Source organism: Pseudomonas sp. MPR-R2A5 (genome assembly GCF_058793055.1).
This window is the reverse complement of sequence record NZ_JBXAFK010000008.1, coordinates 134,076-157,562: the sequence shown is the minus strand read 5'-3', so window position 1 is coordinate 157,562 and position 23,487 is coordinate 134,076. Positions and strand designations below refer to the sequence as shown.

At 61.5% G+C, this 23,487-nt stretch carries 20 protein-coding genes and 1 other RNA gene; 17 read left to right on the top strand and 4 right to left on the bottom strand.

Annotation, left to right across the window (positions count from 1 at the left end; genetic code table 11):
- Positions 1–198: 198 nt before the first annotated feature.
- The 3 genes from AC1Q6I_RS09005 to AC1Q6I_RS08995 all read left to right on the top strand — a co-directional run bounded on the left by AC1Q6I_RS09005 (position 199) and on the right by AC1Q6I_RS08995 (position 4,725).
- A complete protein-coding gene (locus AC1Q6I_RS09005; protein ID WP_024073505.1) occupies positions 199–2,931 on the top strand; it encodes a winged helix-turn-helix domain-containing protein in 2,733 nt (910 codons plus the stop codon).
- Positions 2,932–3,061: 130 nt separating this feature from the next.
- Positions 3,062–3,706 carry an MBL fold metallo-hydrolase gene (locus AC1Q6I_RS09000; protein ID WP_024073506.1) on the top strand — a complete coding sequence of 215 codons (645 nt, stop codon included), beginning with the start codon at positions 3,062–3,064 and terminating at the stop codon, positions 3,704–3,706.
- A 245-nt stretch (positions 3,707–3,951) separates the two neighbouring features.
- On the top strand, positions 3,952–4,725 hold the full coding sequence (locus AC1Q6I_RS08995) for a YiaD family glycine zipper/OmpA-like lipoprotein (RefSeq protein WP_024073507.1): 774 nt from the start codon (positions 3,952–3,954) through the stop codon (positions 4,723–4,725).
- 63 nt (positions 4,726–4,788) lie between these two features.
- On the opposite strand, the gene AC1Q6I_RS08990 is transcribed toward AC1Q6I_RS08995, so the two are convergent.
- The 4 genes from AC1Q6I_RS08990 to AC1Q6I_RS08975 form a co-directional block, all read right to left on the bottom strand.
- Positions 4,789–5,370: a BON domain-containing protein gene (locus tag AC1Q6I_RS08990; protein WP_102624400.1), complete on the bottom strand. Its 582-nt coding sequence runs from the start codon at positions 5,368–5,370 to the stop codon at positions 4,789–4,791.
- A complete protein-coding gene (locus AC1Q6I_RS08985) occupies positions 5,367–5,960 on the bottom strand; it encodes a phosphoheptose isomerase (protein ID WP_024073509.1) in 594 nt (197 codons plus the stop codon). Before AC1Q6I_RS08985 ends, AC1Q6I_RS08990 begins: the two co-directional genes overlap by 4 nt.
- A gap of 92 nt (positions 5,961–6,052) precedes the next feature.
- Positions 6,053–6,424, bottom strand: coding sequence for a YraN family protein (locus AC1Q6I_RS08980; RefSeq protein WP_024073510.1), 372 nt, complete (start codon positions 6,422–6,424; stop codon positions 6,053–6,055).
- Complete coding sequence (locus tag AC1Q6I_RS08975) at positions 6,424–8,235, bottom strand: penicillin-binding protein activator (protein ID WP_102624399.1); 1,812 nt, start codon at positions 8,233–8,235, stop codon at positions 6,424–6,426. The genes AC1Q6I_RS08980 and AC1Q6I_RS08975 overlap by 1 nt, the downstream gene beginning before the upstream one ends.
- Positions 8,236–8,410: 175 nt before the next feature.
- Here AC1Q6I_RS08975 and rsmI point away from each other — a divergent pair, with 175 nt between their 5' ends.
- The 14 genes from rsmI to AC1Q6I_RS08905 all read left to right on the top strand — a co-directional run bounded on the left by rsmI (position 8,411) and on the right by AC1Q6I_RS08905 (position 23,484).
- Positions 8,411–9,316 carry a 16S rRNA (cytidine(1402)-2'-O)-methyltransferase gene (gene rsmI, locus AC1Q6I_RS08970; RefSeq protein ID WP_024073512.1) on the top strand — a complete coding sequence of 302 codons (906 nt, stop codon included), beginning with the start codon at positions 8,411–8,413 and terminating at the stop codon, positions 9,314–9,316.
- A 96-nt stretch (positions 9,317–9,412) separates the two neighbouring features.
- An RNA gene (gene rnpB, locus AC1Q6I_RS08965) (RNase P RNA component class A) lies at positions 9,413–9,766 on the top strand.
- A 354-nt stretch (positions 9,767–10,120) separates the two neighbouring features.
- Positions 10,121–10,576 (top strand): division/cell wall cluster transcriptional repressor MraZ, encoded by a 456-nt coding sequence (gene mraZ, locus AC1Q6I_RS08960; protein ID WP_003171868.1) that lies wholly within the window; start codon positions 10,121–10,123, stop codon positions 10,574–10,576.
- Positions 10,573–11,520, top strand: coding sequence for a 16S rRNA (cytosine(1402)-N(4))-methyltransferase RsmH (gene rsmH / locus AC1Q6I_RS08955; protein WP_371858343.1), 948 nt, complete (start codon positions 10,573–10,575; stop codon positions 11,518–11,520). Before mraZ ends, rsmH begins: the two co-directional genes overlap by 4 nt.
- Positions 11,517–11,810: a cell division protein FtsL gene (gene ftsL, locus AC1Q6I_RS08950; protein WP_003171871.1), complete on the top strand. Its 294-nt coding sequence runs from the start codon at positions 11,517–11,519 to the stop codon at positions 11,808–11,810. Before rsmH ends, ftsL begins: the two co-directional genes overlap by 4 nt.
- Entirely contained in the window at positions 11,810–13,552 is a 1,743-nt protein-coding gene (locus tag AC1Q6I_RS08945) for a peptidoglycan D,D-transpeptidase FtsI family protein (protein WP_168232483.1), read from the top strand. The genes ftsL and AC1Q6I_RS08945 overlap by 1 nt, the downstream gene beginning before the upstream one ends.
- A complete protein-coding gene (locus AC1Q6I_RS08940) occupies positions 13,552–15,015 on the top strand; it encodes a UDP-N-acetylmuramoyl-L-alanyl-D-glutamate--2,6-diaminopimelate ligase (RefSeq protein ID WP_024073514.1) in 1,464 nt (487 codons plus the stop codon). Before AC1Q6I_RS08945 ends, AC1Q6I_RS08940 begins: the two co-directional genes overlap by 1 nt.
- Positions 15,008–16,378, top strand: a complete 1,371-nt coding sequence (locus AC1Q6I_RS08935; RefSeq protein ID WP_102624398.1) for a UDP-N-acetylmuramoyl-tripeptide--D-alanyl-D-alanine ligase — start codon at positions 15,008–15,010, stop codon at positions 16,376–16,378. The genes AC1Q6I_RS08940 and AC1Q6I_RS08935 overlap by 8 nt, the downstream gene beginning before the upstream one ends.
- A complete protein-coding gene (gene mraY, locus AC1Q6I_RS08930) occupies positions 16,378–17,460 on the top strand; it encodes a phospho-N-acetylmuramoyl-pentapeptide-transferase (protein WP_003171875.1) in 1,083 nt (360 codons plus the stop codon). Before AC1Q6I_RS08935 ends, mraY begins: the two co-directional genes overlap by 1 nt.
- Before the next feature lie 6 nt (positions 17,461–17,466).
- Positions 17,467–18,813: a UDP-N-acetylmuramoyl-L-alanine--D-glutamate ligase gene (gene murD, locus AC1Q6I_RS08925; protein ID WP_102624397.1), complete on the top strand. Its 1,347-nt coding sequence runs from the start codon at positions 17,467–17,469 to the stop codon at positions 18,811–18,813.
- Positions 18,810–20,033: a putative lipid II flippase FtsW gene (gene ftsW / locus AC1Q6I_RS08920; protein ID WP_024073517.1), complete on the top strand. Its 1,224-nt coding sequence runs from the start codon at positions 18,810–18,812 to the stop codon at positions 20,031–20,033. Before murD ends, ftsW begins: the two co-directional genes overlap by 4 nt.
- The gene (gene murG / locus AC1Q6I_RS08915) at positions 20,023–21,093 is read left to right on the top strand and encodes an undecaprenyldiphospho-muramoylpentapeptide beta-N-acetylglucosaminyltransferase (protein WP_024073518.1); all 1,071 of its coding nucleotides are present in this window, start codon (positions 20,023–20,025) and stop codon (positions 21,091–21,093) included. The genes ftsW and murG overlap by 11 nt, the downstream gene beginning before the upstream one ends.
- Entirely contained in the window at positions 21,086–22,531 is a 1,446-nt protein-coding gene (gene murC / locus AC1Q6I_RS08910; RefSeq protein ID WP_024073519.1) for a UDP-N-acetylmuramate--L-alanine ligase, read from the top strand. The genes murG and murC overlap by 8 nt, the downstream gene beginning before the upstream one ends.
- Positions 22,528–23,484, top strand: coding sequence for a D-alanine--D-alanine ligase (locus tag AC1Q6I_RS08905; protein WP_069075282.1), 957 nt, complete (start codon positions 22,528–22,530; stop codon positions 23,482–23,484). The genes murC and AC1Q6I_RS08905 overlap by 4 nt, the downstream gene beginning before the upstream one ends.
- Positions 23,485–23,487: the final 3 nt, after the last annotated feature.

Genomic DNA, 23,487 nt, shown 5'->3' with positions numbered 1-23,487 from the left:
GTGATGTGGCAGTCAGCGCATGCATTGACTGGTCCGCCGCTATCGGGAGCAAGCCCCCTCTCACTTTTGGGTTGTGCCGATATTTCTTGTCGCAGTTATTTTCAGTCAATTGTTGCAAAGATCTACAAACCCTCCGCTTTTACCGCTAGTCTGCGGACATCTGCAATGCCGATAACAGCCTTCTACAAGAGCCCGGCGATGACTGATCTGTCTCGAATCCAGGGGCCTTCCAGCGCGGTCGTCCCGTCCCTGGAAGGTCGCTTCTACAGGCCGCCGCTGCCTGACGGCTACGTGCTGCGCCCCCGTCTGTGCGAACGGCTGAGTGCAGGGCTGGACGGGCGACTGTTGCTGGTCAGTGCACCCGCGGGGTTCGGCAAGAGCTCATTGGCGGTGGAGTTCTGCCAGGGCTTGCCGGCCCATTGGCAAAGCCTGTGGCTGGGCCTGAGCCCCCGGGACAACGACCCTGGCCGTTTCCTCGAGCGCCTGCTCGACGGGCTGCAACAATACTTCCCGCAAATCGGCGCCCAGTCCCTGGGGCTGCTGAAAATGCGCCAGCGTCATCAACCCTTTGCCTTTGAAGAATGGCTCGATGGCCTGCTCGATGAGCTGACCGTGCATTTGTCCACGCGCACGCCGCTGTTGCTGGTACTGGATGACTACCATCTGGCCCAGGGCCCGGTACTGGATCGCTGCCTGCAATTTTTCCTCAATCATTTACCCGATGGCCTGGTGGTGCTGGTCACCAGCCGCCAGCGCCCGGACTGGCACCTGGCGCGCCTGCGCTTGTCACGCCATCTACTGGAGCTGCATGAGCAGGATCTGCGCCTGACTCACGACGAATCCCTGGCCGTGCTGGATCGCCACAGCAGTTCATTGCGTGGCGAGGCGCTGGATAACCTGATCCGCCGCAGCGAGGGTTGGGTCGCCGGGCTGCGTTTCTGGCTGCTCGCCGCCTCCGAGGCCGGTAACGAAGGCTCTTTGCCGCAAAGCCTGCACGGCGGGGAAGGGCTGATCCGTGATTACCTGCTCGAAGAGGTGATCGATTGCCTGCCGCCCGAAGTGCAGGCCTTTCTGTTCGATACTGCCCCTCAGGAACGCTTTTGCAGCGAGCTGTGCGACGCCGTGCGCGAAGCCCATGACAGCGCGGAAATCCTGCGCTACCTGCAAGCCCACCAGGTTTTTCTGGTACCTCTGGACGAGCAGGGTCACTGGTACCGTTACCACCATCTGTTTTCGGACCTGCTGCGCACGCGCCGCGCCACCAGCACCGCGCTGTTACCGGCAGCCAGCCTGCACCTGCGGGCCTGCCGCTGGTTCAACGCGCAAGGCTTGATCGATGAGGCGGTGGAACAGGCATTGCGTGCCGGCCATCTGGATGTGGCCGCCAACCTGGTACAGAACCTGTCCGAAGAGCAACTGCTGGCCGAACAGAACGTCGGCATGCTGCTGCGCTGGAAAATGGACTTGCCCGATAGCCTGCTGATCAGTACACCCCGGTTGATCGTGCTCTATAGCTGGGCCCTGGGGCTGGCGTGCCAGTTGGATGCGGCGGAAGAGTTGTCCAGTTACCTCAGTCGCTTCCTGCCGGCACCGTCGGCCACGGCGCAGAAGTCGATGCTGGCCCAGTGGCTGGCGCTCAGCGGGATTATCGCGCGTGGTCGCGGTGACCGCGAATTGACCCAGCGTTATTGCAGCGAAGCCTTGGAAAGTTTGCCGCAGCGTCGCTATGGCCAGCGTCTGATGTGCCTGTCGACCTTGTCCAACCTGGCCATTGTCGACGCCGACCTGTGGCGCGCCCGCGGCCTGAACCGCGAGTCCCTGGAATTGGCGCAGCGGGTCGGAAACCCGCTGTTCGAAGCGCTGGCCCATTACGACCGTGCGCGAGTGTTGCAGGCGCGCGGCGAAATCCTGCGTTCCCTCGATGAGGTTCGCCAGGGCCTGCAACGCCTGCAGGGCCTGGCGCCGCAGCGGTTGTACGCCGTGCGTGCGCGATTGTCGCTCTATGAAGGTTATTTGCTGCTGGCGCGCTATCAGCCTGAGGCCGGCCTTGCTCGTCTGCGGGCCGGGCTGGTTGAAGCGCGCGCCTGTCGCGACATCAGCGTACTAATCGGCCATTGTGTGATCGCCAACTTCGAAGGGCGCCGTAACGACTTCCCCAAAGCCTTCGCCGAACTGGCCGAGGCCGAGCGCTTGATGCACATCTGGGACGTGCCGCCGATCTACTACCTGGCGATGATCACCCTGATCAAATGCGAATTGTGGCTGGCCCAGGGCCGCACCGACCTGGCTGACGCCTGGCTGACGCGGTTGGGGCAAACCTATAATGGTCAACACGCGGCTGCCGCGCCGGAGTTTCATCCGCACCTGCCGCAACATATCGGGCTGCAACAGGCCGCCCTCGATGCGATTCGCCATCAAGCGGATGCGGCGTTGGAGCGTCTTGAAGACCTGGCGCAACAGGCGCACAACAGTGGGCGACAAATGATTGCGCTGATGGCGTTGACCCAGCAGGCGCAACTGCTGCTGGAAAACGGCCAGGAAGCCAAGGCACGGCCGGTGTTGGCGCGGGCGCTGGAGGCCGGCTCGGGAGGGGCATTGCAGCCGTTCCAGCGTTTGCTCGAAGGTTACCCGCAGTGGATGCGCGAACAGCTTGGCAAGGACCCTCACGGCTTGCTGAACCAGAGCCTCTTGGCGCTGCTGCCGGCCGTTGCGGTCGCGGAGCCGTCGCCTGGTCATGAAGTCCTGAGCGCCCGTGAATTGGCGGTGCTGCAATTGATCGCCCAGGGGTGCTCGAACCAGGAAATCAGCAACCGCCTGTTCATCTCCCTGCATACGGTCAAGACCCACGCCAGCCATATCAACAGCAAGTTGGGGGTGGAGCGACGAACCCAGGCGGTGGCGCGGGCGCAAGAGTTGAGGTTGATTGGCTGAAACGTAAACCTTACGGCGGGCGAGCTTGCCCGCGTTGGGCTGCGAAGCGCACCCAGTCTGGTTTAATAGTGCAATTATTTTGGCGATGCTCGCCGGAAAACGATAATTCATTTGCACTGGAGGACCGCCCATGACCACCGCCAAGCCGACTCTCATCCGTGAAACCTTTCCCGTCGGCCCGTTGCAGTGCAACTGCACCATCATCGGTGACCCCATCACTAAAAAAGCCATCGTGGTCGACCCCGGTGGCAACCACGAATTGATCCTGGCGCGCCTCGATGCACTGGGCTTGAAGGTGGTGAGCATCATCCACACCCACGCCCATCTCGATCACTTCCTCGCCTCCGGCCAGTTGAAGGAGAAAACCGGTGCCACCCTGCACCTGCACAAGGATGATCAGTTTCTCTGGGACAACCTGGAAATGCAGTGCCAGATGTTCGGTGTGCCCTACACTCCGGTGCCTTCGCCAGACCAATGGCTGGTCGATGATGAAGCGTTGGCCTGCGGCTGTGGCGTGGCGCTGCATACGCCGGGGCACACACCCGGTTCGATGAGTTTCTGGTTTGCCGATGCCAAGCTCCTGATTGCTGGCGACACCTTGTTTCGACGCGGCGTAGGGCGAACGGATTTGTGGGGCGGCGACCAGGCGGCGATCGTGCGTTCGATCAAGCAGCGGCTCTATACGTTGGATGAGGGCGCGACGGTGGTAACCGGTCACGGCCCGGATACGCGGTTGGGGGATGAGATGCGTGAGAATCCCTTTGTGCGCGCGTAATGGGGCAGGGCACGTCGGTAGTCCAGCTTTCGGCGCTGTGGTGTCTGGAGAATTGCTGTAGCAAAAACACAGGTCGCGTTCAGCCTGCTTCTGCTACGGTTTCTGTAGCGGTAATCCTGGCCAGTTTTTTGTTACAGCTCTGGATGCGGTTGCGGAATTTTTACCGTTTGTCGCGTTCCAAACTCGGCACAGGTCCATTGCCTATGTCCTCTGCACCACAGAATGCAAAAGTAGGAGCTTCCTTCATGTTCACTCCGCGTCGTCTGCTTGTTGTCGCTACTGCCGTAGCCCTGTTGTCTGGCTGCGCTTCACCTAATCCATATGACGGCAGCCAGGGACAGGCAAATAATGGATCGCAAGGCGGCATGAGTAAAACCGCCAAGTACGGCGGCCTTGGTGCCCTGGCCGGCGCACTGGCCGGTGCGGCCATCGACCATAACAACCGTGGCAAGGGCGCGCTGATCGGCGCGGTGGTTGCCGGTGCAGGTGCGGCTGGCTATGGCTACTATGCCGACCAGCAGGAAAAGAAACTGCGCGAAAGCATGGCCAATACCGGGGTTGAAGTTCAGCGCCAGGGCGACCAGATCAAGCTGATCATGCCGGGCAATATCACATTTGCCACCAACTCGGACGCGATCTCCAGCAGCTTCTACCAGCCGCTGAACAACCTGGCCAACTCCCTCAAGCAATTCAATCAGAACACCATCCAGATTGTCGGTTACACCGACAGTACCGGCAGCCGTCAGCTGAATATGGACCTGTCCCAGCGTCGCGCGCAGAGCGTGGCCAACTACCTGACCTCGCAAGGCGTCAACGGTGCCAACCTGAGCGCACGCGGTGCCGGTCCGGATAATCCGATTGCCAGCAACGCCGACGTTAACGGCCGTGCGCAGAACCGTCGTGTCGAAGTGAACCTCGGTCCGATCCCTGGCCAGCAGTACGGCCAGCCTGCAGGCCAGCAACAAGCGCCCCAGCAGAACAATCAATTCCAGGGCAATCCGTACCAGCAGTACCAATAAACGCCGGCCACTAAAAAGGGCGCTGTGCAGTCAATGCACAGCGCCCTTTTTATTGCGTTCAGATCAGTCGATGTATTCAAACACCTTCACAATTTTCTGCACGCCTGACACACCTTGCACCAGGTTGGCCGCGCGGGTCGCTTCCGCCTGGGTCAGCAAGCCCATCAGGTAAACGATACCGTTGTCGGTGACGACTTTGATGCGCGAGCCAGGAATCGCGTTATCGGTCAGCATCTGCGCCTTGATCTTGGTGGTCAGCAAGGCATCGTTGCTGATAGCCAGCAGGGTGATCGGGTCCATCACCTGCAATTCATTGTGCACCTTCTTGACCCGTTGAACGGCCGAGGCCGCTTGTTCGGCCTGGGCTTTCAGGTCGGCGCGCGGTGTTTGCCCGGCAAGCAGTACCACGCCGTTGAAGCTGGTCACGACGATACGCGACGCGCCGTTGCCCAGGTCTGGCGCGGCCTTGGCGATGTTGACTTCGACCTTTGTTTCGATCAACGAGTCGTCGATCTTGCTGCCAAAGGTACGGGTGCCCTTGTCGTCCTGGATGGGGGTGTCACGTGTCGCAGTGATTGCCGTGCTGCACCCGCTGATGCTGAGGCATAGCGTGATGGCCAATAGGCTGAGGCGTTTAACGGTCATTCTTCACTCCCGAACAGTTGGCTGTCGATCAGATCGCACAGGCAGTGGATCGCCAGCAGATGGACTTCCTGAATACGTGCGGTGACAGTGGCCGGGACGCGAATCTCCACATCCTCGGGCAACAGCAGCGACGCCATGCCGCCGCCATCGCGTCCGGTCAATGCTACGACAATCATTTCACGATCATGTGCGGCCTGGATCGCCTGAATAATATTCGCCGAGTTGCCGCTGGTGGAAATCGCCAGCAACACATCACCCGGTTGGCCCAGGGCACGGATTTGCTTGGAGAAGATTTCGTTGTAGCTGTAGTCGTTGGCGATCGAGGTGATCGTCGACGAATCTGTGGTCAAGGCAATGGCCGGCAGGCTCGGCCGCTCGCGCTCGAAGCGGTTGAGCAGTTCGGACGAGAAATGCTGGGCATCGCCGGCCGAACCGCCGTTGCCGCACGAAAGCATTTTGCCCTCGTTGAGCAAGGCATTGACCATGACCTGACTGGCTTGCTCGATGTGCGGTGCAAGTACGTCCATCGCCTGTTGCTTGGTGTCGATGCTGGCCTGGAAAAGCTGGCGAATTCGGGATTGCATGTCCATCTGTGTGACCTTAAGTAGCGCGGCTGTTTGGCACAGGTATGTGCAGCCCGCAAAGCAAAGAGCAAAAGTGTGTGGTGAAAATGTCCGGCGAATCAGCTGTCGAAGGCGTCTTTGAGCCAGGTCAGATCAGCAAGGCCTGCCGGTGTGCTTTCCATGGCAACCACATCGAAACGGCAGGGGGAGTCAGACCAGCGGTGCTCCTTGAGTAGGAAGTACTGCGCGGCGAGTATCAGCTTCTGACGCTTGCGCCCGTCAATACTGGCGAGCGCGCCACCCCATTGTGCGTGTTTTCTGTAGCGGACTTCGACGAATACTACTGTATCGCCGTCAAGCATGACCAGATCAAGCTCGCCGCGTTTACACAACCAGTTCTGCGCCAGAAGGCGCAGACCCTGTTGTTGCAGGTATTTCAGAGCTTGAAGTTCGGCATCCTTGCCGCTTTTTGCGCTGGACCGCTCAGGCATCAGCGTGGGGTATCAGGCAGGCGCTGGACCTCGCCGCCGACGAATTTCGCCCATGGCATCTGGCGGTCGACGCGCTGGTTGGGGCTGATACCCAGGCTGCCCGAAAGGCCATCAACCCGTGTATCCGGCAGGGCCTTGAGCTGACCCAGGCGTGGCGCCAGGCGGTAGGCATCGACACCCATTGCATACAGGCGGCCGAGGCTGCCATTGGCTTGTGGCCATTGCGCGGCGACCTGGTTGCGCAGCGGGTCGGTGGTGTTGAGCAGCCAAGGGGTTTCGCAGAACATCACGTTGGTCATGTCCAGGTACTGGTTCTTGTCGCCGCTGGCACTGAATACGTGGGACGTGGCGTACACCGGTACATCACCGGCGTATTGGAAGTTAAGGGTCGGCTTGATCTGCTGGGCCAGTTGCGGGGTCACGGCCAGGAAGATGAACTCGATGTCCTGGCGACGCGAAGGTTGCGCGGCCACGTCGGTGCCGACGGTGCTTTGCAGGCTCTTGGCGCGGCCTTCGCTTTTGCGCAGTTGGAACAAGTCGGCGATCTGCTGTGCAAGGGCGACCGGCTGGTCGACGTACTCGACGCCTACGACGGTGCCGCCATTGGCTTCCCAATCCTGGCGGAAGGCTTTGTAGACGCGCTCGCCCCATTCGCCACGCGGCACCATGGCAGCGGCGCGGTGCAGGCCATCGGCACGGGCGCGACGTGAGACTTCGCGGGCTTCGTCTTCAGCGGCCAGGCCGAACTGGAACAGCTGGGCCGGGCTTTGATCGGTCTCGCTGTAGTTCAGTGCCAGGGTGGTGATCGGTAATTGCGGACGTGCGCTGAGCTGTTTGACCAGTGGTTTTTCCAGCGGACCGACGACCAGTTGCACGCCGGCAGCCTGGGCCTTGGCGTAGAAGTCGTCGAGGGAGGTCAGGCGCGAGCTGTCGTAGAACTCGATCACCGGCGGTCGCTGGCCGGCTTGCTCGGCCTGGTAATGCGCAGCCATGAAACCTTCACGCAGCGCCTTGCCGACGGACGCCAGCGGGCCTTCCTGTGGCAGCAGCAGGGCGATCTTGTTCAGGGGCTGGCTGGCGAGTTCCTTGAGCTTGGTCAGCGGGGTTGGCAGTTGCACGGCCGCCGGGTGCCCTGGGTTCTGCGCGCGCCAGGTGTCGATCGCCGCCTGTTGTTGCTCCAGGGTGCCAGCGCCCTTGACGGCCTGGGCCAGGGTGATCCAGCCGTCCATTGTCGGGTTGCCGCTGGCTTGCAGTTGCTCGGCCGGGAGTGCGGCAATCAACGTCCAGATGGCTTCGTGGTTGCTCTTGGCGGCATCACCGCTGAGCAATGGCGCCATGGCCACACGCTCGCGAGCCGCGGCCAGGGTCTGGCCATCGGCTTCATAGGCGCGAGCGTGCACGGTGCCGGTGCGGATCTGCTGCTCGGGCGGCAGATCCTTCAGGCTTTGCAGGCTAGGGTGGTTCAGGGCGGTCAACGCAGCCTTGGGCTGGTTGCGCGTCATCGCCAGTTCGGCGGCCAGGGTGCTGGCAAAGATTTGTGCGGCGGGTTTGAGAACATCCAGCGGCACCTGCGCAAGGATCTGCGACGAGCGGCCGGGGTTGTTCTGGCGGTAGGCCATGTCAGCCGCACTCAGGCGCAGCAAGGCCGCCTTTTCTGGCGTCTTGGCGGTGGTCGCCTGTTCGAGCAGTTGCTCGATACTGGCATCCGGGGTCCGTGGAAGGTCGCCAAGGCTGGACGAGGGCGAGCTGGCGCAAGCGGCCAACAAGGCAGCGAGGCAAAGGGCGGAGAGCAGCCGCAGGCAAGCGATCATGTAAGTGTCCTGATACCGATCAAATTAGCGTGGAATTGTACCCAAGCACTGGCCCAGGCGCGATGTTACTGGCGTGAAACTGTCGATTTAGGTCGTGTAAATGTTGCGATTGGCTGTGCACGGCTGAAAAGGCATCGGCTTCGATGGCATATTTTCAAGGCGTCTACGCGCTACAATGTGGCTTTTGCCAACCATCGAGGTGTGCGTTTTGACTGCTCCAGGTCCTTTGAATTCCACTGCAGGCTCGCTTTTTGTCGTGGCGACGCCCATTGGCAACCTGGACGATATCAGTGCGCGGGCGCTGAAAGTGTTGCGCGACGTTAAATTGATCGCAGCGGAAGACACCCGGCACTCCCAGCGTCTGATGCAGCATTTTGGTATCAGCACGCCATTGGCTGCGTGCCATGAGCATAACGAGCGCGAAGAAGGCAGTCGTTTTATCACGCGCCTGCTGGCAGGTGATGACGTGGCGCTGATCTCCGATGCCGGTACCCCGCTGATCTCTGATCCGGGTTATCACCTGGTTCGCCAGGCGCGTGCTGCGGGTATCAATGTAGTGCCTGTTCCGGGCGCATGCGCGCTGATTGCCGCTTTATCGGCAGCTGGATTGCCCTCCGATCGTTTTATTTTCGAGGGCTTCCTGCCGGCCAAGGCGGTCGGGCGTCGTGCTCGGCTCCAAGCGTTAAAGGAAGAGCCGCGTACATTGATCTTCTATGAGGCTCCCCACCGTATTCTGGAATGTCTGCAGGATATGGAGCTGGTGTTCGGTGGTGAACGCCTTGCACTGTTGGCGCGGGAGATTACCAAGACCTTCGAGACCCTCAAGGGCCTGCCGCTGGAAGCGTTGCGCGCGTTTGTCGAGGGTGACAGCAATCAGCAACGAGGCGAATGCGTGGTGCTGGTGGCGGGCTGGAGTGCGCCAGAGTCCGAAGACGCGGTGGGCAGCGAAGCCATGCGCATCCTTGATCTGTTACTCAAGGAAATGCCCCTTAAGCGCGCGGCAGCCCTGGCGGCGGAAATTACCGGGGTGCGCAAGAATGTGTTGTATCAAGTTGCGCTGGATAAACAGAAAACCGAATAGTTCCGGGGGTAAGCCGGTATTTCGTCTGAAGGTGATGGCACTGCTATGCTTTTAGTACTTGTCCTAAGTCCCTCGTGCCGTTAATCTGCGCGGCGGAGAGTCGATTGGACAGTCGCTGCCTTCTATGAAAATTAGGAGGGGGAGGAAAGTCCGGGCTCCATAGGGCGAAGTGCCAGGTAATGCCTGGGAGGCGTGAGCCTACGGAAAGTGCCACAGAAAATAACCGCCTAAGCACTTCGGTGCCGGTAAGGGTGAAAAGGTGCGGTAAGAGCGCACCGCACGACTGGCAACAGTTCGTGGCTAGGTAAACCCCACTTGGAGCAAGACCAAATAGGGTCCCAAGGCGTGGCCCGCGCTGGGACCGGGTAGGTTGCTAAAGATGTCCAGTGATGGCCATCGTAGACGAATGACTGTTCAAGACAGAACCCGGCTTATAGATCGACTCTCCACCTTTTTCCTTCTGTCCGAATCTCGGGCAGAAAACCGGTAGTAACGCAAGAATCCCTCCCTGCTGAATCATTGGCAGATGCATCTTCGTAATACCAAAAAAATCTTACTCTTAATAAATTACATTAACTATGAGCCATAGCTCTTTGAGCTATTTGTGCTTGTTGGGCCCAAAACATCGCCGAACTCTGGTTTCTCCTCCCTTTACGCTCCTAAATCTCCGTTCTGTAAGGCTTTTCCTTGAATCCGCGCCTTGACGGTGTGGTGGCCGCATTCCTATAGTGTGCGCAAGTGGCGGAAAGTGGCACAAAGTGGGTTTTTTGAACGTAAAACGCTAAAATTTGGAGAAACGCATCTGTGTTTCGCGGAGCTAACGCTATCAGTCTCGATGCAAAAGGCCGTCTCGCCATGCCGAGCCGGTATCGTGACGAGCTCATTTCGCGAAGTTCCGGGCAGTTGATTATCACCATCGATGCCGTTGACCCTTGTTTGTGTGTTTACCCGCTCGATGAGTGGGAGTTGATTGAAACCAAGTTGCGCGCTTTGCCTTCATTGCGTGAAGAGAACCGCCGCCTGCAGCGTTTGCTGATTGGTAATGCCGTCGACCTCGAGCTCGATGGCAGCGGTCGTTTCCTGGTGCCTCCGCGTCTGCGCGAGTACGCCAAGCTGGATAAGCGCGCAATGCTGGTGGGCCAACTGAACAAGTTCCAATTGTGGGACGAAGATGCCTGGGACGCTGTTTCTGCAGCGGACCTGGCTGCTATTCAACAACCGGGCGCCATGCCTGATGAACTGCGTGATTTGATCCTGTGACTATTGATAGCGGCTTTAACCACATCACCGTACTGCTTGACGAAGCCGTTGAGGCTCTCGCCGTACGCGCGGATGGCTGCTATTTGGATGGCACCTTCGGCAGAGGCGGGCACAGCCGGTTGATACTCAGCCAGCTCGGGCCCGACGGCAAGCTCCTCGGATTCGATAAAGACCCCCAAGCGATTGCCACCGGGCAAGCGCTAGCGGCCGAAGACGGCCGCTTTGTCGTTGTGCAGCGCAGCTTTGCCGAGCTGGGCGCGGAAGTTGCCGAGCGCGGCATGGCGGGCAAGGTGGCCGGGGTTTTGCTCGACCTGGGCGTGTCTTCGCCGCAGCTCGATGATCCGGAGCGCGGCTTCAGCTTCATGAACGACGGCCCGCTCGACATGCGCATGGACCCGACCCGTGGTGTCAGTGCTGCCCAGTTCATCGCCACCGCGCCAGTGGAAGAAATCGCCCGCGTGTTCAAGGAATACGGTGAAGAGCGCTTCGCCGGGCGCATGGCCCGTGCCGTGGTCGAGCGTCGGGAAGTCCAGCCGTTCGAGCGCACCGCCGACCTGGCCGAAGTGCTGAAAGTCGCCAATCCTGCCTGGGAAAAGGGCAAGAACCCGGCTACCCGCGCATTCCAGGGCCTGCGTATTCACGTCAACAACGAATTGGGCGATCTGGAAGCCGGCCTCGAAGCCGCACTGGAAGCCTTGGAAGTGGGTGGTCGCCTGGTGGTGATCAGCTTCCACTCCCTGGAAGACCGTATCGTCAAACTGTTCATGCGCCGCCTGGTCAAGGGCGAGTCCGACAACCTGCCGCGCAACCTGCCGGTGCGTTTCGAAGCCTTCGTGCCAAAAATCAAAATCCATGGCAAAGCGCAGTTCGCTTCCGAAGCCGAACTCAAGGCCAACCCACGTTCCCGTAGCGCTGTCATGCGTGTCGCGGAGAAGTTGCGGTGAGCAAGCTTTTCGCCAAGCCCCTTCCGGGCGGCAGCTTTTTTATGCTGCTGCTGTTTATCGGCGTGCTGGTGTCCGCGATTGCGGTGTCCTACAGCGCCCACTGGAATCGTCAACTGCTCAACACCCTGTACGGGGAATTGAGTGTGCGTGATAAAGCCCAGGCGGAGTGGGGCCGGCTGATTCTGGAGCAGAGCACCTGGACGGCCCACAGCCGTATTGAAGTGCTGGCGACCGAGCAACTGAAAATGCACATCCCGGGCGCGGCCGAAGTTCGCATGGTGGCGCCATGATGAAGCTCGAAGGTGCACTTTACCCGTGGCGCTTCCGTCTGGTGCTGGGCTTGTTGGCCCTGATGGTCGGCGCGATCGCCTGGCGCATCATCGACCTGCAAGTGGTTGACCGCGACTTCCTGATTGGCCAGGGCGATGCCCGCAGCCTGCGGCATATTCCGATACCTGCGCACCGTGGCCTGATCACTGACCGTAACGGCGAACCACTGGCTGTCAGTACCCCGGTGACTACCCTGTGGGCCAACGCCAAGGAACTGCAGGTGGCCAAGGACAAATGGCCGCAACTCGCCGCCGCCCTGGGCCAGGACCCGAAGGCCTTGGCCGAGCGCCTGGAAGCCCAGGCCAATAAAGAGTTCATCTACCTGGTGCGCGGCCTGACCCCCGAGCAGGGCCAGCAGGTGCTCGACCTTAAAGTCCCCGGTGTCTACGGCATCGAGGAATTCCGTCGTTTCTATCCGGCCGGTGAAACCACCGCCCATATGGTGGGTTTTACCGACATCGATGACCATGGCCGCGAAGGTGTGGAGCTGGCCTACGATGAATGGCTGGCCGGGGTCCCCGGCAAACGACAGGTCATCAAGGATCGGCGCGGCAGACTGATCAAGGATGTCCAGGTCACCAAAAACGCCAAGGCCGGTAAGCCCTTGGCGTTGTCGATTGACCTGCGCCTGCAATACCTGGCCAACCGCGAGCTGCGCAACGCGATCATCGAGAACGGCGCCAAGGCCGGCAGCCTGGTGATCATGGACGTGAAGACCGGCGAGATCCTCGCCATGGTCAACCAGCCGACCTACAACCCGAACAACCGTCGCAACCTGCAACCGGCGATGATGCGCAATCGTGCAATGATCGACGTGTTCGAGCCGGGTTCGACCATGAAAGCCATCTCCATGAGTGCTGCCCTGGAAACCGGCCGCTGGAAGCCCAGCGACAAGGTCGAGGTGTATCCAGGCACCCTGCAGTTGGGCAAATACACCATTCGTGACGTGTCCCGTACCGAAGGGCCGGTGCTGGATTTGACAGGTATCCTGATCAACTCCAGTAACGTGGGCATGAGTAAGGTGGCCTTCGATATTGGCGGCGAAACCATCTACCACCTGGCGCAAAAAATCGGCCTGGGCCAACCCACCGGCCTCGACTTCCCGGGTGAGCGCGTCGGCAACCTGCCGAACTATCGCGACTGGAAAAAAGCCGAGACGGCCACGCTTTCCTACGGCTACGGCCTGTCCGTCACCGCCATCCAACTGGCCCACGCCTTCTCGGTGCTGGCCAACAATGGCCGCATGGTGCCGCTGAGCCTGATCCACGTTGACGAAGCGCCGAAAGCCACCCAGGTGATCCCGGAAAACGTCGCCAAGACCATGCAAGGCATGCTGCAACAAGTGATCGAAGCGCCGCGCGGTGTCTTCCGCGCCCAGGTGCCGGCGTATCACGTGGCAGGCAAGTCCGGTACGGCACGTAAGACGTCGGTGGGTACCAAGGGTTACGCCGAGAACTCCTACCGCTCGCTGTTCGCCGGCTTCGGCCCGATGAGCGACCCGCGCTACGCCATCGTGGTTGTGATCGATGAACCAAGCAAAGCCGGTTACTTCGGTGGCCTGGTATCGGCGCCGGTGTTCAGCAAAGTGATGTCGGGCACCCTGCGCCTGATGAACATCACGCCGGATAACCTGCCGCCGACCCAACAAGCGAACGCCGGACCACCGGCCGCTGCTGCCAAAGCCAATGGAGGGCGCGGCTGATGTCCTTGAGCCTGAACAAGATTTTTGCCCACGCCGGTCGCGATCTGCTGATTCGCGAGTTGAGCCTGGACAGCCGCAACGTACGCGCCGGGGACCTGTTCCTGGCGGTGCCGGGCGGCAAGTACGATGGCCGTGCGCATATCGCCGATGCCTTGCAACGCGGTGCGGCGGCCGTGGCCTATGAAGTGGAAGGCGCGACCGTGCTGCCGATCACTGACGTGCCGTTGATTCCGGTCAAGGGCCTGGCCGCGCAGCTGTCGGACATCGCCGGGCGCTTCTATGGTGACCCGAGCCGCCACTTGAACCTGATTGGCGTGACCGGTACCAACGGCAAGACCAGCGTGACCCAATTGGTCGCCCAGGCCCTCGACCTGTTGGGCCAGCATTGCGGCATCGTCGGCACCCTCGGCACGGGCTTCTATGGCGCGCTGCAAAGCGGCCTGCACACCACGCCAAACCCGATTGCCGTGCAAGCGACCCTGGCTGACCTGAAAAAGGCCGGAGCCAAGGCGGTCGCCATGGAAGTCTCGTCCCACGGCCTGCATCAGGGGCGTGTGACGGCCCTGGCCTTTGATGTGGCAGTGATGACCAACCTGTCCCGCGATCACCTGGACTACCACGGCACCATGGAGGCCTACGCCGCCGAGAAGGCCAGGCTGTTTGCCTGGAATGACCTCAAGTGCCGGGTGGTCAACCTGGACGATGCCTTTGGCCGCCGACTCGCTGCCGAGGACCACGAAGCTCGCCTGATCAGCTACAGCCTGGAAGACGCCAGCGCGTACCTGTATTGCCGCGAAGCCCAGTTCAATGACGAAGGCGTGCGTGCCACGCTGGTGACGCCACAAGGCGAACACCATTTGCGCAGCACTCTGCTCGGGCGCTTCAACCTGAGCAATCTCCTCGCCGCTGTCGGCGCATTGCTTGGCCTGGATTACGCCCTGGATGAAATCCTGCGCGTGCTGCCGAAGCTGGAAGGCCCCGCTGGGCGCATGCAGCGTCTGGGTGGGGGCACGCAGCCGCTGGTGGTGGTCGATTACGCTCACACCCCGGATGCGCTGGAAAAGGTCCTGCTGGCCCTGCGCCCCCACGCCAAGGGCAAGTTGCTCTGCCTGTTTGGCTGTGGCGGTGACCGTGACCGTGGCAAACGCCCGTTGATGGCTGAAATCGTCGAGCGTCTGGCCGATGGTGTGCTCGTCACCGACGACAATCCGCGCAGTGAAGACCCGAGCCAGATTTTCGCTGACATCCGCGCAGGCTTCCAGGACGTGTCCAAGGTTGCCTTCGTCGCCGGTCGTGGCGCGGCCATTGCCCAATTGATCGCCAGCGCCAGCGCTGACGACGTGGTGGTCCTGGCCGGTAAAGGCCACGAGGATTACCAGGAAATCAACGGCCAACGCCATGCCTTCTCCGATCTGGTCGAGGCTGATCACGCCTTGACTGCCTGGGAGGTCGCCCATGCTTAAAGCCATGAAGTTCAGCGAACTGACCCAGCCCCTGTCGGGCCGTGTGCTGTCCGGTGATTGCAGTTTCAATGGTGTCAGCATCGACAGCCGCGCAATCAAGCCGGGCCAATTGTTCGTCGCCCTGGCCGGGCCGCGTTTCGACGGTCACGACTACCTGAATGAAGTCGCCGCCAAAGGCGCCGTCGGTGCTTTGGTGCAGCGCGAAGTGGCGGATTCGACCTTGCCGCAATTGCTGGTGGCCGATACACGCCTGGCCCTGGGCCAGCTCGGGGCGCTGAACCGTGCTGCCTTCGATAAACCCGTGGCCGCCATCACCGGTTCCAGCGGCAAGACCACGGTCAAGGAGCTGCTCGCCGGTGTCCTGCGTACGCGCGGGCCGGTGCTCGCTACACGTGGCAACCTGAACAATGATTTCGGCGCACCGTTGACCCTGCTCGAACTGGCCCCGGAACACACGGCGGCGGTGATCGAACTGGGCGCTTCGCGCATCGGCGAAATCGCCTACACCGTGGCGCTGACCAAACCCCACGTCGCGATCATCAACAACGCCGGAACTGCCCATGTGGGCGAGTTCGGCGGCCCGGAGAAAATCGTCGAGGCCAAGGGTGAAATCCTCGAAGGCCTGGATGCCTCGGGCACCGCTGTATTGAATCTGGACGACAAGGCCTTCGAGACCTGGCGTGTACGTGCCGCCGGTCGCAAGGTCCTGACGTTTGCCGTGCTGAACGCCACGGCCGATTTCCATGCATCCGACATCACCGTCGATGCCCGTGGCTGCCCATCCTTTACCTTGCACACCCCGCAAGGGCGTGAGCATGTGCAGTTGAATCTGCTGGGCAACCACAACGTCGCCAATGCCTTGGCTGCCGCCGCTGCTGCTTACGCCCTGGGCGTTTCGCTGTTCGGTATCGCCACCGGTCTGGGCGCGGTACAGCCGGTCAAGGGCCGCACGGTGGCGCAACTGGCGACCAACGGCATGCGCGTGATCGATGACACCTATAACGCCAACCAGTCCTCGGTCTGCGCCGCCATTGACCTGCTCAAAGGCTTCGACGGGCGCAAGGTGCTGGTGCTGGGCGACATCGCCGAACTGGGCGATTGGGCCGAACAGTCCCATCGCGAAGTCGGTGTCTACGCCAGCGACAAAGTCGACGCCCTCTACGCCGTTGGCCCGCACATGGCTCACGCCGTCGCGGCCTTCGGCCCTGGCGCGCGGCATTTCGCGACCCAGGCCGAGTTGATCCAGGCGCTGGGCGTGGCTGAACACGACAAACACACAACCATTTTGATCAAGGGATCGCGCAGCGCGGTGATGGAAAACGTCGTCGCGGCCTTGTGTGGCTCAAGTACGGAGAAACATTAATGCTGCTGCTGCTGGCTGAGTATCTGCAACAGTTCCACAAAGGCTTCGCGGTCTTTCAGTACCTGACCCTGCGCGGGATCCTGGGTGTGCTGACTGCGCTGTCTTTGTCGCTGTTCCTGGGGCCGTGGATGATCCGCACCCTGCAGAACCTGCAAATTGGTCAATCGGTTCGTAATGACGGCCCGCAGTCGCACCTGTCCAAATCTGGCACCCCGACCATGGGCGGTGCATTGATCCTGTCGTCCATCGGCATCAGCACCTTGCTCTGGGCTGACCTGCACAACCGCTACGTGTGGGTGGTGTTGCTGGTGACCCTGTTGTTCGGCGCTATCGGCTGGGTCGATGACTACCGCAAGGTCATCGAGAAAAACTCCAAAGGGCTGCCAAGCCGCTGGAAGTATTTCTGGCAGTCGGTGTTCGGCCTTGCCGCTGCGATCTTCCTCTACACCACCGCGCCAAGCGCCGTGGAAACCACCTTGATCATCCCGATGCTCAAGGACGCCAGCATTCCACTGGGCATTGGCTTTGTCGTACTGACGTACTTCGTCATCGTCGGCTCCAGCAACGCGGTGAACCTGACCGACGGCCTCGATGGCCTGGCGATCATGCCGACGGTGATGGTCGGCGGTGCGCTCGGCATCTTCTGCTACCTGTCGGGTAACGTGAAATTCGCCGAATACCTGCTGATCCCCTATGTGCCGGGTGCCGGTGAACTGATTGTGTTCTGCGGCGCATTGATTGGTGCGGGCCTGGGCTTCCTGTGGTTTAACACCTATCCCGCACAAGTCTTCATGGGTGACGTCGGCGCACTGGCGCTGGGCGCGGCCCTGGGCACCATCGCGGTGATCGTTCGCCAGGAAATCGTGCTGTTCATCATGGGCGGTGTGTTCGTGATGGAAACCCTGTCGGTGGTCATCCAGGTGGCCTCCTTCAAATTGACCGGGCGCCGTGTGTTCCGCATGGCGCCGATTCACCACCACTTTGAACTCAAGGGCTGGCCTGAGCCGCGCGTGATTGTCCGTTTCTGGATCATCACCGTGATTCTGGTCCTGGTCGGCCTTGCCACCCTGAAACTGAGGTAGAAACGAGTGTCCCTGATCGCTTCAGACCACTTCCGCATCGTTGTCGGCCTCGGCAAGAGCGGCATGTCCCTGGTTCGCTTCCTGGCGAACCGGGGCAAGCCGTTTGCCGTGTCCGATACGCGGGAAAATCCACCGGAGCTGGTCACGCTGCGCCGTGACTACCCGCACGTGGAAGTGCGTTGTGGCGAGTTGGATGTGGAGTTTCTGTGCCGTGCCGATGAGCTCTATGTAAGCCCCGGCCTGGCCTTGGCGACACCGGCCCTGCAAGCTGCAGCCGCGCGTGGCGTGAAGCTGTCCGGTGACATCGACCTGTTCGCGCGTCACGCCAAGGCGCCGATCGTGGCCATCAGCGGTTCCAACGCGAAAAGCACCGTGACCACCCTGGTCGGCGAAATGGCGGCTGCGGCCGGCAAGCGCGTGGCGGTGGGCGGCAACCTCGGGACACCGGCGCTGGACCTGCTCAGCGACGACGTCGAGCTGTACGTCATGGAGCTGTCGAGCTTCCAGCTGGAGACCACCCACGACCTGGGTGCCGAAGTCGCCACCGTATTGAATGTCAGCGAAGACCACATGGACCGCTACAGCGGCCTGCCGGCCTATCACCTGGCCAAGCACCGGATTTTCCGCGGTGCCAGGCAAGTGGTGGTCAACCGTCAGGATGCCCTGAGCCGTCCGCTGATGGGCGAGGGCTTGCCGTGCTGGACCTTCGGCCTTGGCAAACCCGACTTCAAGGCCTTTGGCATCCGCGAAGAGAACGGCGAGAAATACCTGGCCTTCGAATTCCAGAACCTGATGCCCGTGCGCGAACTGAAAATCCGTGGTGCGCATAACCAGTCCAATGCCCTCGCGGCCTTGGCGCTCGGGCATGCCGTTGGCCTGCCGTTCGACGCCATGCTGTCGAGCCTGCGTTCCTTTGCCGGCCTTGAGCATCGCTGCCAATGGGTGCGTGACCTCGATGGCGTCAGCTATTACAACGATTCCAAGGCCACCAACGTCGGCGCCGCACTGGCGGCCATCGAAGGCCTGGGGGCCGATATCAAGGGCAAGCTGGTGCTGATTGCCGGTGGTGACGGCAAGGGTGCCGACTTCAAGGACCTTAAAGGTCCGGTGGCCGCCCATTGCCGTGCCGTGGTGCTGATGGGCCGCGACGCCGACCTGATCGCCGCCGCCCTGGGGGACGCCGTGCCGCAAGTGCGCGCCACTTCCCTGGACGACGCTATCGCCCAGTGCAAGGCCTTGGCCCAGCCGGGCGATGCGGTGTTGCTGTCGCCGGCCTGTGCGAGTCTCGACATGTTCAAGAACTACGAAGAGCGCGGCCAGTTGTTCGCTCGCGCCGTGGAGGCCTTGGCATGAATATCAACTTGCGCAACATCATCAAGCCGTACCCTTCGCCGATTATTACCGGGCGCGGTATCGACCTGGATTTCCCGATGCTCGCCGGTTGCCTGGCGCTGCTCGGACTGGGCCTGGTGATGATCACCTCGGCGTCTTCCGAAGTGGCCGCCGTGCAGTCGGGCAACACCCTGTACATGATGATCCGTCACCTGGTGTACCTGGTGATCGGCCTCGGCGCGTGCATTGTCACCATGATGATCCCCATCGCCACCTGGCAGCGCCTGGGTTGGCTGATGCTGATCGGTGCCTTCGGCTTGCTGGTCATGGTGATCCTGCCCGGCATTGGCCGTGAGGTGAACGGTTCGATGCGCTGGATCGGCTTTGGTGCATTCAACGTGCAGCCGTCCGAGATCGCCAAGGTGTTCGTGGTGATCTACCTCGCCGGTTACCTGGTGCGTCGCCAGAAAGAAGTGCGCGAAAGCTGGATGGGCTTCTTCAAGCCATTCATCGTGCTGCTGCCCATGGCCGGCCTGTTGCTGATGGAACCTGACTTCGGTGCCACCGTCGTGATGATGGGGGCCGCGGCGGCCATGCTGTTCCTCGGCGGCGTGGGCCTGTTCCGCTTCACCTTGATGGTGGTGCTGGCGGTCGCTGCGGTGACCGTGCTGGTACAAGCGCAACCTTACCGGATGGCGCGCCTGATCACCTTCACCGACCCATGGTCCGACCAGTTCGGTTCCGGCTACCAGTTGACCCAGGCGCTGATCGCCTTCGGGCGCGGCGAGTGGCTGGGCGTGGGCCTGGGCAACAGCGTGCAGAAGCAGTTCTACCTGCCGGAAGCGCACACCGACTTCGTGTTCTCGGTGCTCGCCGAAGAGCTTGGCGTGGTCGGTTCGCTGTGTACCGTCGCGCTGTTCGTGTTCGTGTGTGTGCGCGGCATGTACATCGGCCTGTGGGCCGAGAAGGCCAAACAGTATTTTGCCGCTTATGTGGCATATGGCTTGTCGTTCCTGTGGATCGGCCAGTTCCTGATCAATATCGGTGTGAACGTCGGCCTGTTGCCGACCAAGGGCCTGACCTTGCCGTTCCTCAGTTATGGCGGCAGTTCGTTGGTGATTTGCTGCGCCTGCCTGGGGTTATTGCTGCGCATCGAGTGGGAGAGTCGAACCCACCTGGGCAGCGAAGAGATGGAGTTCAGCGAAAGCGACTTCGCCGAGGAGCCGACCCATGGGCGCTAACGTGCTGATCATGGCAGGCGGCACCGGGGGCCACGTGTTCCCGGCCCTGGCTTGTGCCCGCGAATTCCAGAACCGTGGCTACACCGTGCACTGGCTGGGGACGCCGCGTGGCATTGAAAACGAACTGGTGCCGAATGCCGGGCTGCCGCTGCACCTGATCAACGTCAGCGGCCTGCGTGGCAAGGGCAAGTTGTCTTTGCTCAAGGCGCCGTTCGTGTTGCTCAAGGCGGTGTGGCAGGCGCGCAAGGTCATTCGTGAATTGAAGCCGGTGTGTGTGCTTGGCTTTGGCGGCTATGTGACAGGCCCTGGCGGTGTTGCCGCGAAGCTCGCGGGAGTGCCGGTGATCGTGCATGAGCAGAACGCCGTGGCCGGCACGGCCAACCGTTTGCTCGTGCCTTTGGCGGCGCGGGTGTGTGAAGCGTTCCCCAACACCTTCAGTGCCTCGGACAAACGTCGCACCACCGGTAACCCGGTGCGCACCGAGCTGTTCATGGCCATCGCCCGTGAAGCATTGGCCGGGCGCAAGGCGCACCTGCTGGTCCTGGGCGGAAGCCTGGGTGCCGAGCCGCTGAACAAATTGCTGCCGGAAGCGGTGGCGCAATTGCCTGTGCAATTGCGCCCGGAAATCTTCCACCAGGCGGGCAAGCATCACGATGAAGTGACCGCCGCGCGTTATCGCGAGGCAGGTGTGGAGGCCAATGTGCAGCCCTTCATCAAGGACATGGCCCATGCCTATGGCTGGGCCGACCTGGTGGTCTGTCGCGCTGGTGCGCTGACCGTCAGTGAACTGGCCGCTGCCGGGCTGCCGTCGTTACTGGTGCCTTTGCCCCATGCGATCGACGATCACCAGACCCGCAACGCCGAATATTTGGCCGGGGAGGGCGCTGCCTTCCTGCTGCCGCAAAGAACGACTGGCGCCGCCGATTTGGCCGCACGCCTGACCGAGGTTTTGATGCAACCGGAACGACTCAACAGCATGGCGAGCACCGCAAGCCGCCTGGCCAAGCCTGACGCAACCCGCACCGTGGTCGATATCTGCCTGGAGGTGGCCCATGGTTGAGAATCAGAAAGCCATGCCGCAACCAGAGATGCGCCGCATCCGCCGCATCCACTTCGTCGGTATCGGCGGCGTGGGCATGTGCGGTATTGCCGAGGTGTTGCTGAACCTCGGCTACCAGGTGTCGGGCTCCGACTTGAAAGAGTCGCCGGTCACCGATCGCCTGAAGTCCTTTGGCGCACAGATTTTTATCGGCCACCGCGCCGAGAACGCCACCGAGGCTGACGTGCTGGTAGTGTCCAGCGCTGTGAACACGTCCAACCCGGAAGTGGCCACCGCCCTTGAGCGCCGCATTCCCGTGGTACCACGCGCCGAGATGCTGGCCGAGCTGATGCGCTATCGCCACGGCATCGCCGTTGCCGGCACCCACGGCAAGACCACCACCACCAGCCTCATTGCCTCGGTGTTCGCGGCCGGTGGCCTGGACCCGACCTTCGTCATCGGTGGCCGCCTGAATGCAGCCGGCACCAATGCCCAGCTCGGCACCAGCCGCTACCTGATCGCCGAAGCCGACGAGAGCGATGCCAGCTTCCTGCACCTGCAACCGCTGGTGGCCGTGGTCACCAATATCGACGCCGACCACATGGCGACCTACGACGGTGACTTCAACAAGTTGAAGAAAACCTTCGTCGAGTTCCTGCACAACCTGCCGTTCTATGGGCTGGCGGTGGTGTGCCTGGATGATCCGGTGGTGCGTGAAATCCTGCCCCTGGTCAAGCGCCCGACCGTGACCTACGGCTTCAGCGAAGACGCCGACGTGCGCGCGATCAATGTGCGCCAGGAAGGCATGCAAACCTTCTTTACCGTGCTGCGTCCCGACCGCGAGCCACTGGACGTGTCGGTGAACATGCCGGGCAACCACAACGTGCTCAATTCCCTGGCGACCATCTGCATCGCTTCTGACGAGGGCGTCAGCGATGAGGCCATCGTCGAAGGCCTGTCGTGCTTTGCCGGCGTGGGCCGTCGCTTCCAGGTCTACGGCCAGTTGCCGGTGGAAGGTGGCGACGTGATGCTGGTGGACGACTACGGCCACCACCCGACCGAAGTCGCCGCCGTGATCAAGGCCGTGCGTGGTGGCTGGCCGGAGCGTCGCCTGGTGATGGTCTACCAGCCGCACCGCTACAGCCGTACCCGCGACCTGTACGACGATTTCGTCAATGTATTGGCCGATGCCAACGTGCTGCTCTTGATGGAAGTCTACCCAGCCGGTGAAGAGCCGATCCCGGGTGCCGACAGCCGCAAGCTGTGCAACAGCATCCGTCAGCGTGGCCAGTTGGACCCGATCTACATCGAGCGCGGCGTGGACCTGGCGCCGATCGTCAAGCCGTTGCTGCGTGCCGGCGATATCCTGCTGTGCCAGGGTGCCGGTGATATTGGCGGCCTTGCGCCGAAATTGCTCGCCAGCCCGCTGTTTGCAGCCGCGCAGGGGAAGTCGAAATGACCGTGAATTACGACGCCCTGTTCTCTACCATCGCGCCTGCCGACTTCGGCCGCGTGGCGGTATTGTTCGGCGGCAAGAGCGCCGAGCGCGAAGTGTCGCTCAAGTCCGGCAATGCCGTGCTTGAAGCCCTGCAAAGCGCTGGCGTGAATGCGTTCGGTATCGACGTGGGCGATGACTTCCTCGCCCGCCTGCAGGCCGAGAAGATCGACCGCGCCTTTATCATCCTGCACGGTCGTGGCGGTGAAGATGGCAGCATGCAGGGCCTGCTGGAGTGCGCAGGCATTCCTTACACCGGCAGCGGTATCCTGGCTTCCGCGCTGGCGATGGACAAGTTGCGCACCAAGCAGGTGTGGCACAGCCTGGGTATTCCAACCCCGCGCCACAGTGTCCTGTGCAGCGAAGACGATTGTATTTCCGCAGCCAAGGAACTGGGCCTGCCTTTGATCGTCAAACCAGCCCATGAAGGCTCCAGTATCGGCATGGCCAAAGTGAACTCGGCCGCCGAATTGATCGACGCATGGAAAGCGGCAAGTACCTACGATTCGCAAGTGTTGGTGGAACAGTGGATCCAGGGTCCCGAGTTCACCATCGCCACCCTGCGTGGCCAGGTATTGCCGCCCATCGCATTGGGCACGCCCCACACCTTTTACGACTACGACGCCAAGTACCTGGCTTCCGATACCCAGTACCGGATCCCGTGCGGCCTTGACGCAACCAAAGAACAGGAATTGATGGACCTCACGGCGAAAGCCTGTGAGGCGCTGGGTATCGCCGGTTGGGCGCGGGCAGACGTGATGCAGGATGACCAAGGGAATTTCTGGTTCCTGGAAGTCAACACCGCACCGGGTATGACCGACCACAGCCTGGTCCCTATGGCCGCTCGCGCCGCCGGTCTGGATTTCCAGCAGTTGGTGCTGGCCATTCTCGCAGCAAGCATTGAGGCTCGAGGCTAAGAC

Excerpts from the sequence above, each read along its gene's own strand:
- AC1Q6I_RS09005 (WP_024073505.1), top strand. The coding sequence starts at position 199 with ATGACTGATCTGTCTCGAATCCAGGGGCCTTCCAGCGCGGTCGTCCCG.
- AC1Q6I_RS09000 (WP_024073506.1), top strand. The coding sequence starts at position 3,062 with ATGACCACCGCCAAGCCGACTCTCATCCGTGAAACCTTTCCCGTCGGC.
- AC1Q6I_RS08995 (WP_024073507.1), top strand. The coding sequence starts at position 3,952 with ATGTTCACTCCGCGTCGTCTGCTTGTTGTCGCTACTGCCGTAGCCCTG.
- AC1Q6I_RS08990 (WP_102624400.1), bottom strand. The coding sequence starts at position 5,370 with ATGACCGTTAAACGCCTCAGCCTATTGGCCATCACGCTATGCCTCAGC.
- AC1Q6I_RS08985 (WP_024073509.1), bottom strand. The coding sequence starts at position 5,960 with ATGGACATGCAATCCCGAATTCGCCAGCTTTTCCAGGCCAGCATCGAC.
- AC1Q6I_RS08980 (WP_024073510.1), bottom strand. The coding sequence starts at position 6,424 with ATGCCTGAGCGGTCCAGCGCAAAAAGCGGCAAGGATGCCGAACTTCAA.
- AC1Q6I_RS08975 (WP_102624399.1), bottom strand. The coding sequence starts at position 8,235 with ATGATCGCTTGCCTGCGGCTGCTCTCCGCCCTTTGCCTCGCTGCCTTG.
- rsmI (WP_024073512.1), top strand. The coding sequence starts at position 8,411 with ATGTGGCTTTTGCCAACCATCGAGGTGTGCGTTTTGACTGCTCCAGGT.
- AC1Q6I_RS08945 (WP_168232483.1), top strand. The coding sequence starts at position 11,810 with ATGAAGCTCGAAGGTGCACTTTACCCGTGGCGCTTCCGTCTGGTGCTG.
- AC1Q6I_RS08940 (WP_024073514.1), top strand. The coding sequence starts at position 13,552 with ATGTCCTTGAGCCTGAACAAGATTTTTGCCCACGCCGGTCGCGATCTG.
- AC1Q6I_RS08935 (WP_102624398.1), top strand. The coding sequence starts at position 15,008 with ATGCTTAAAGCCATGAAGTTCAGCGAACTGACCCAGCCCCTGTCGGGC.
- mraY (WP_003171875.1), top strand. The coding sequence starts at position 16,378 with ATGCTGCTGCTGCTGGCTGAGTATCTGCAACAGTTCCACAAAGGCTTC.
- ftsW (WP_024073517.1), top strand. The coding sequence starts at position 18,810 with ATGAATATCAACTTGCGCAACATCATCAAGCCGTACCCTTCGCCGATT.
- murG (WP_024073518.1), top strand. The coding sequence starts at position 20,023 with ATGGGCGCTAACGTGCTGATCATGGCAGGCGGCACCGGGGGCCACGTG.
- murC (WP_024073519.1), top strand. The coding sequence starts at position 21,086 with ATGGTTGAGAATCAGAAAGCCATGCCGCAACCAGAGATGCGCCGCATC.
- AC1Q6I_RS08905 (WP_069075282.1), top strand. The coding sequence starts at position 22,528 with ATGACCGTGAATTACGACGCCCTGTTCTCTACCATCGCGCCTGCCGAC.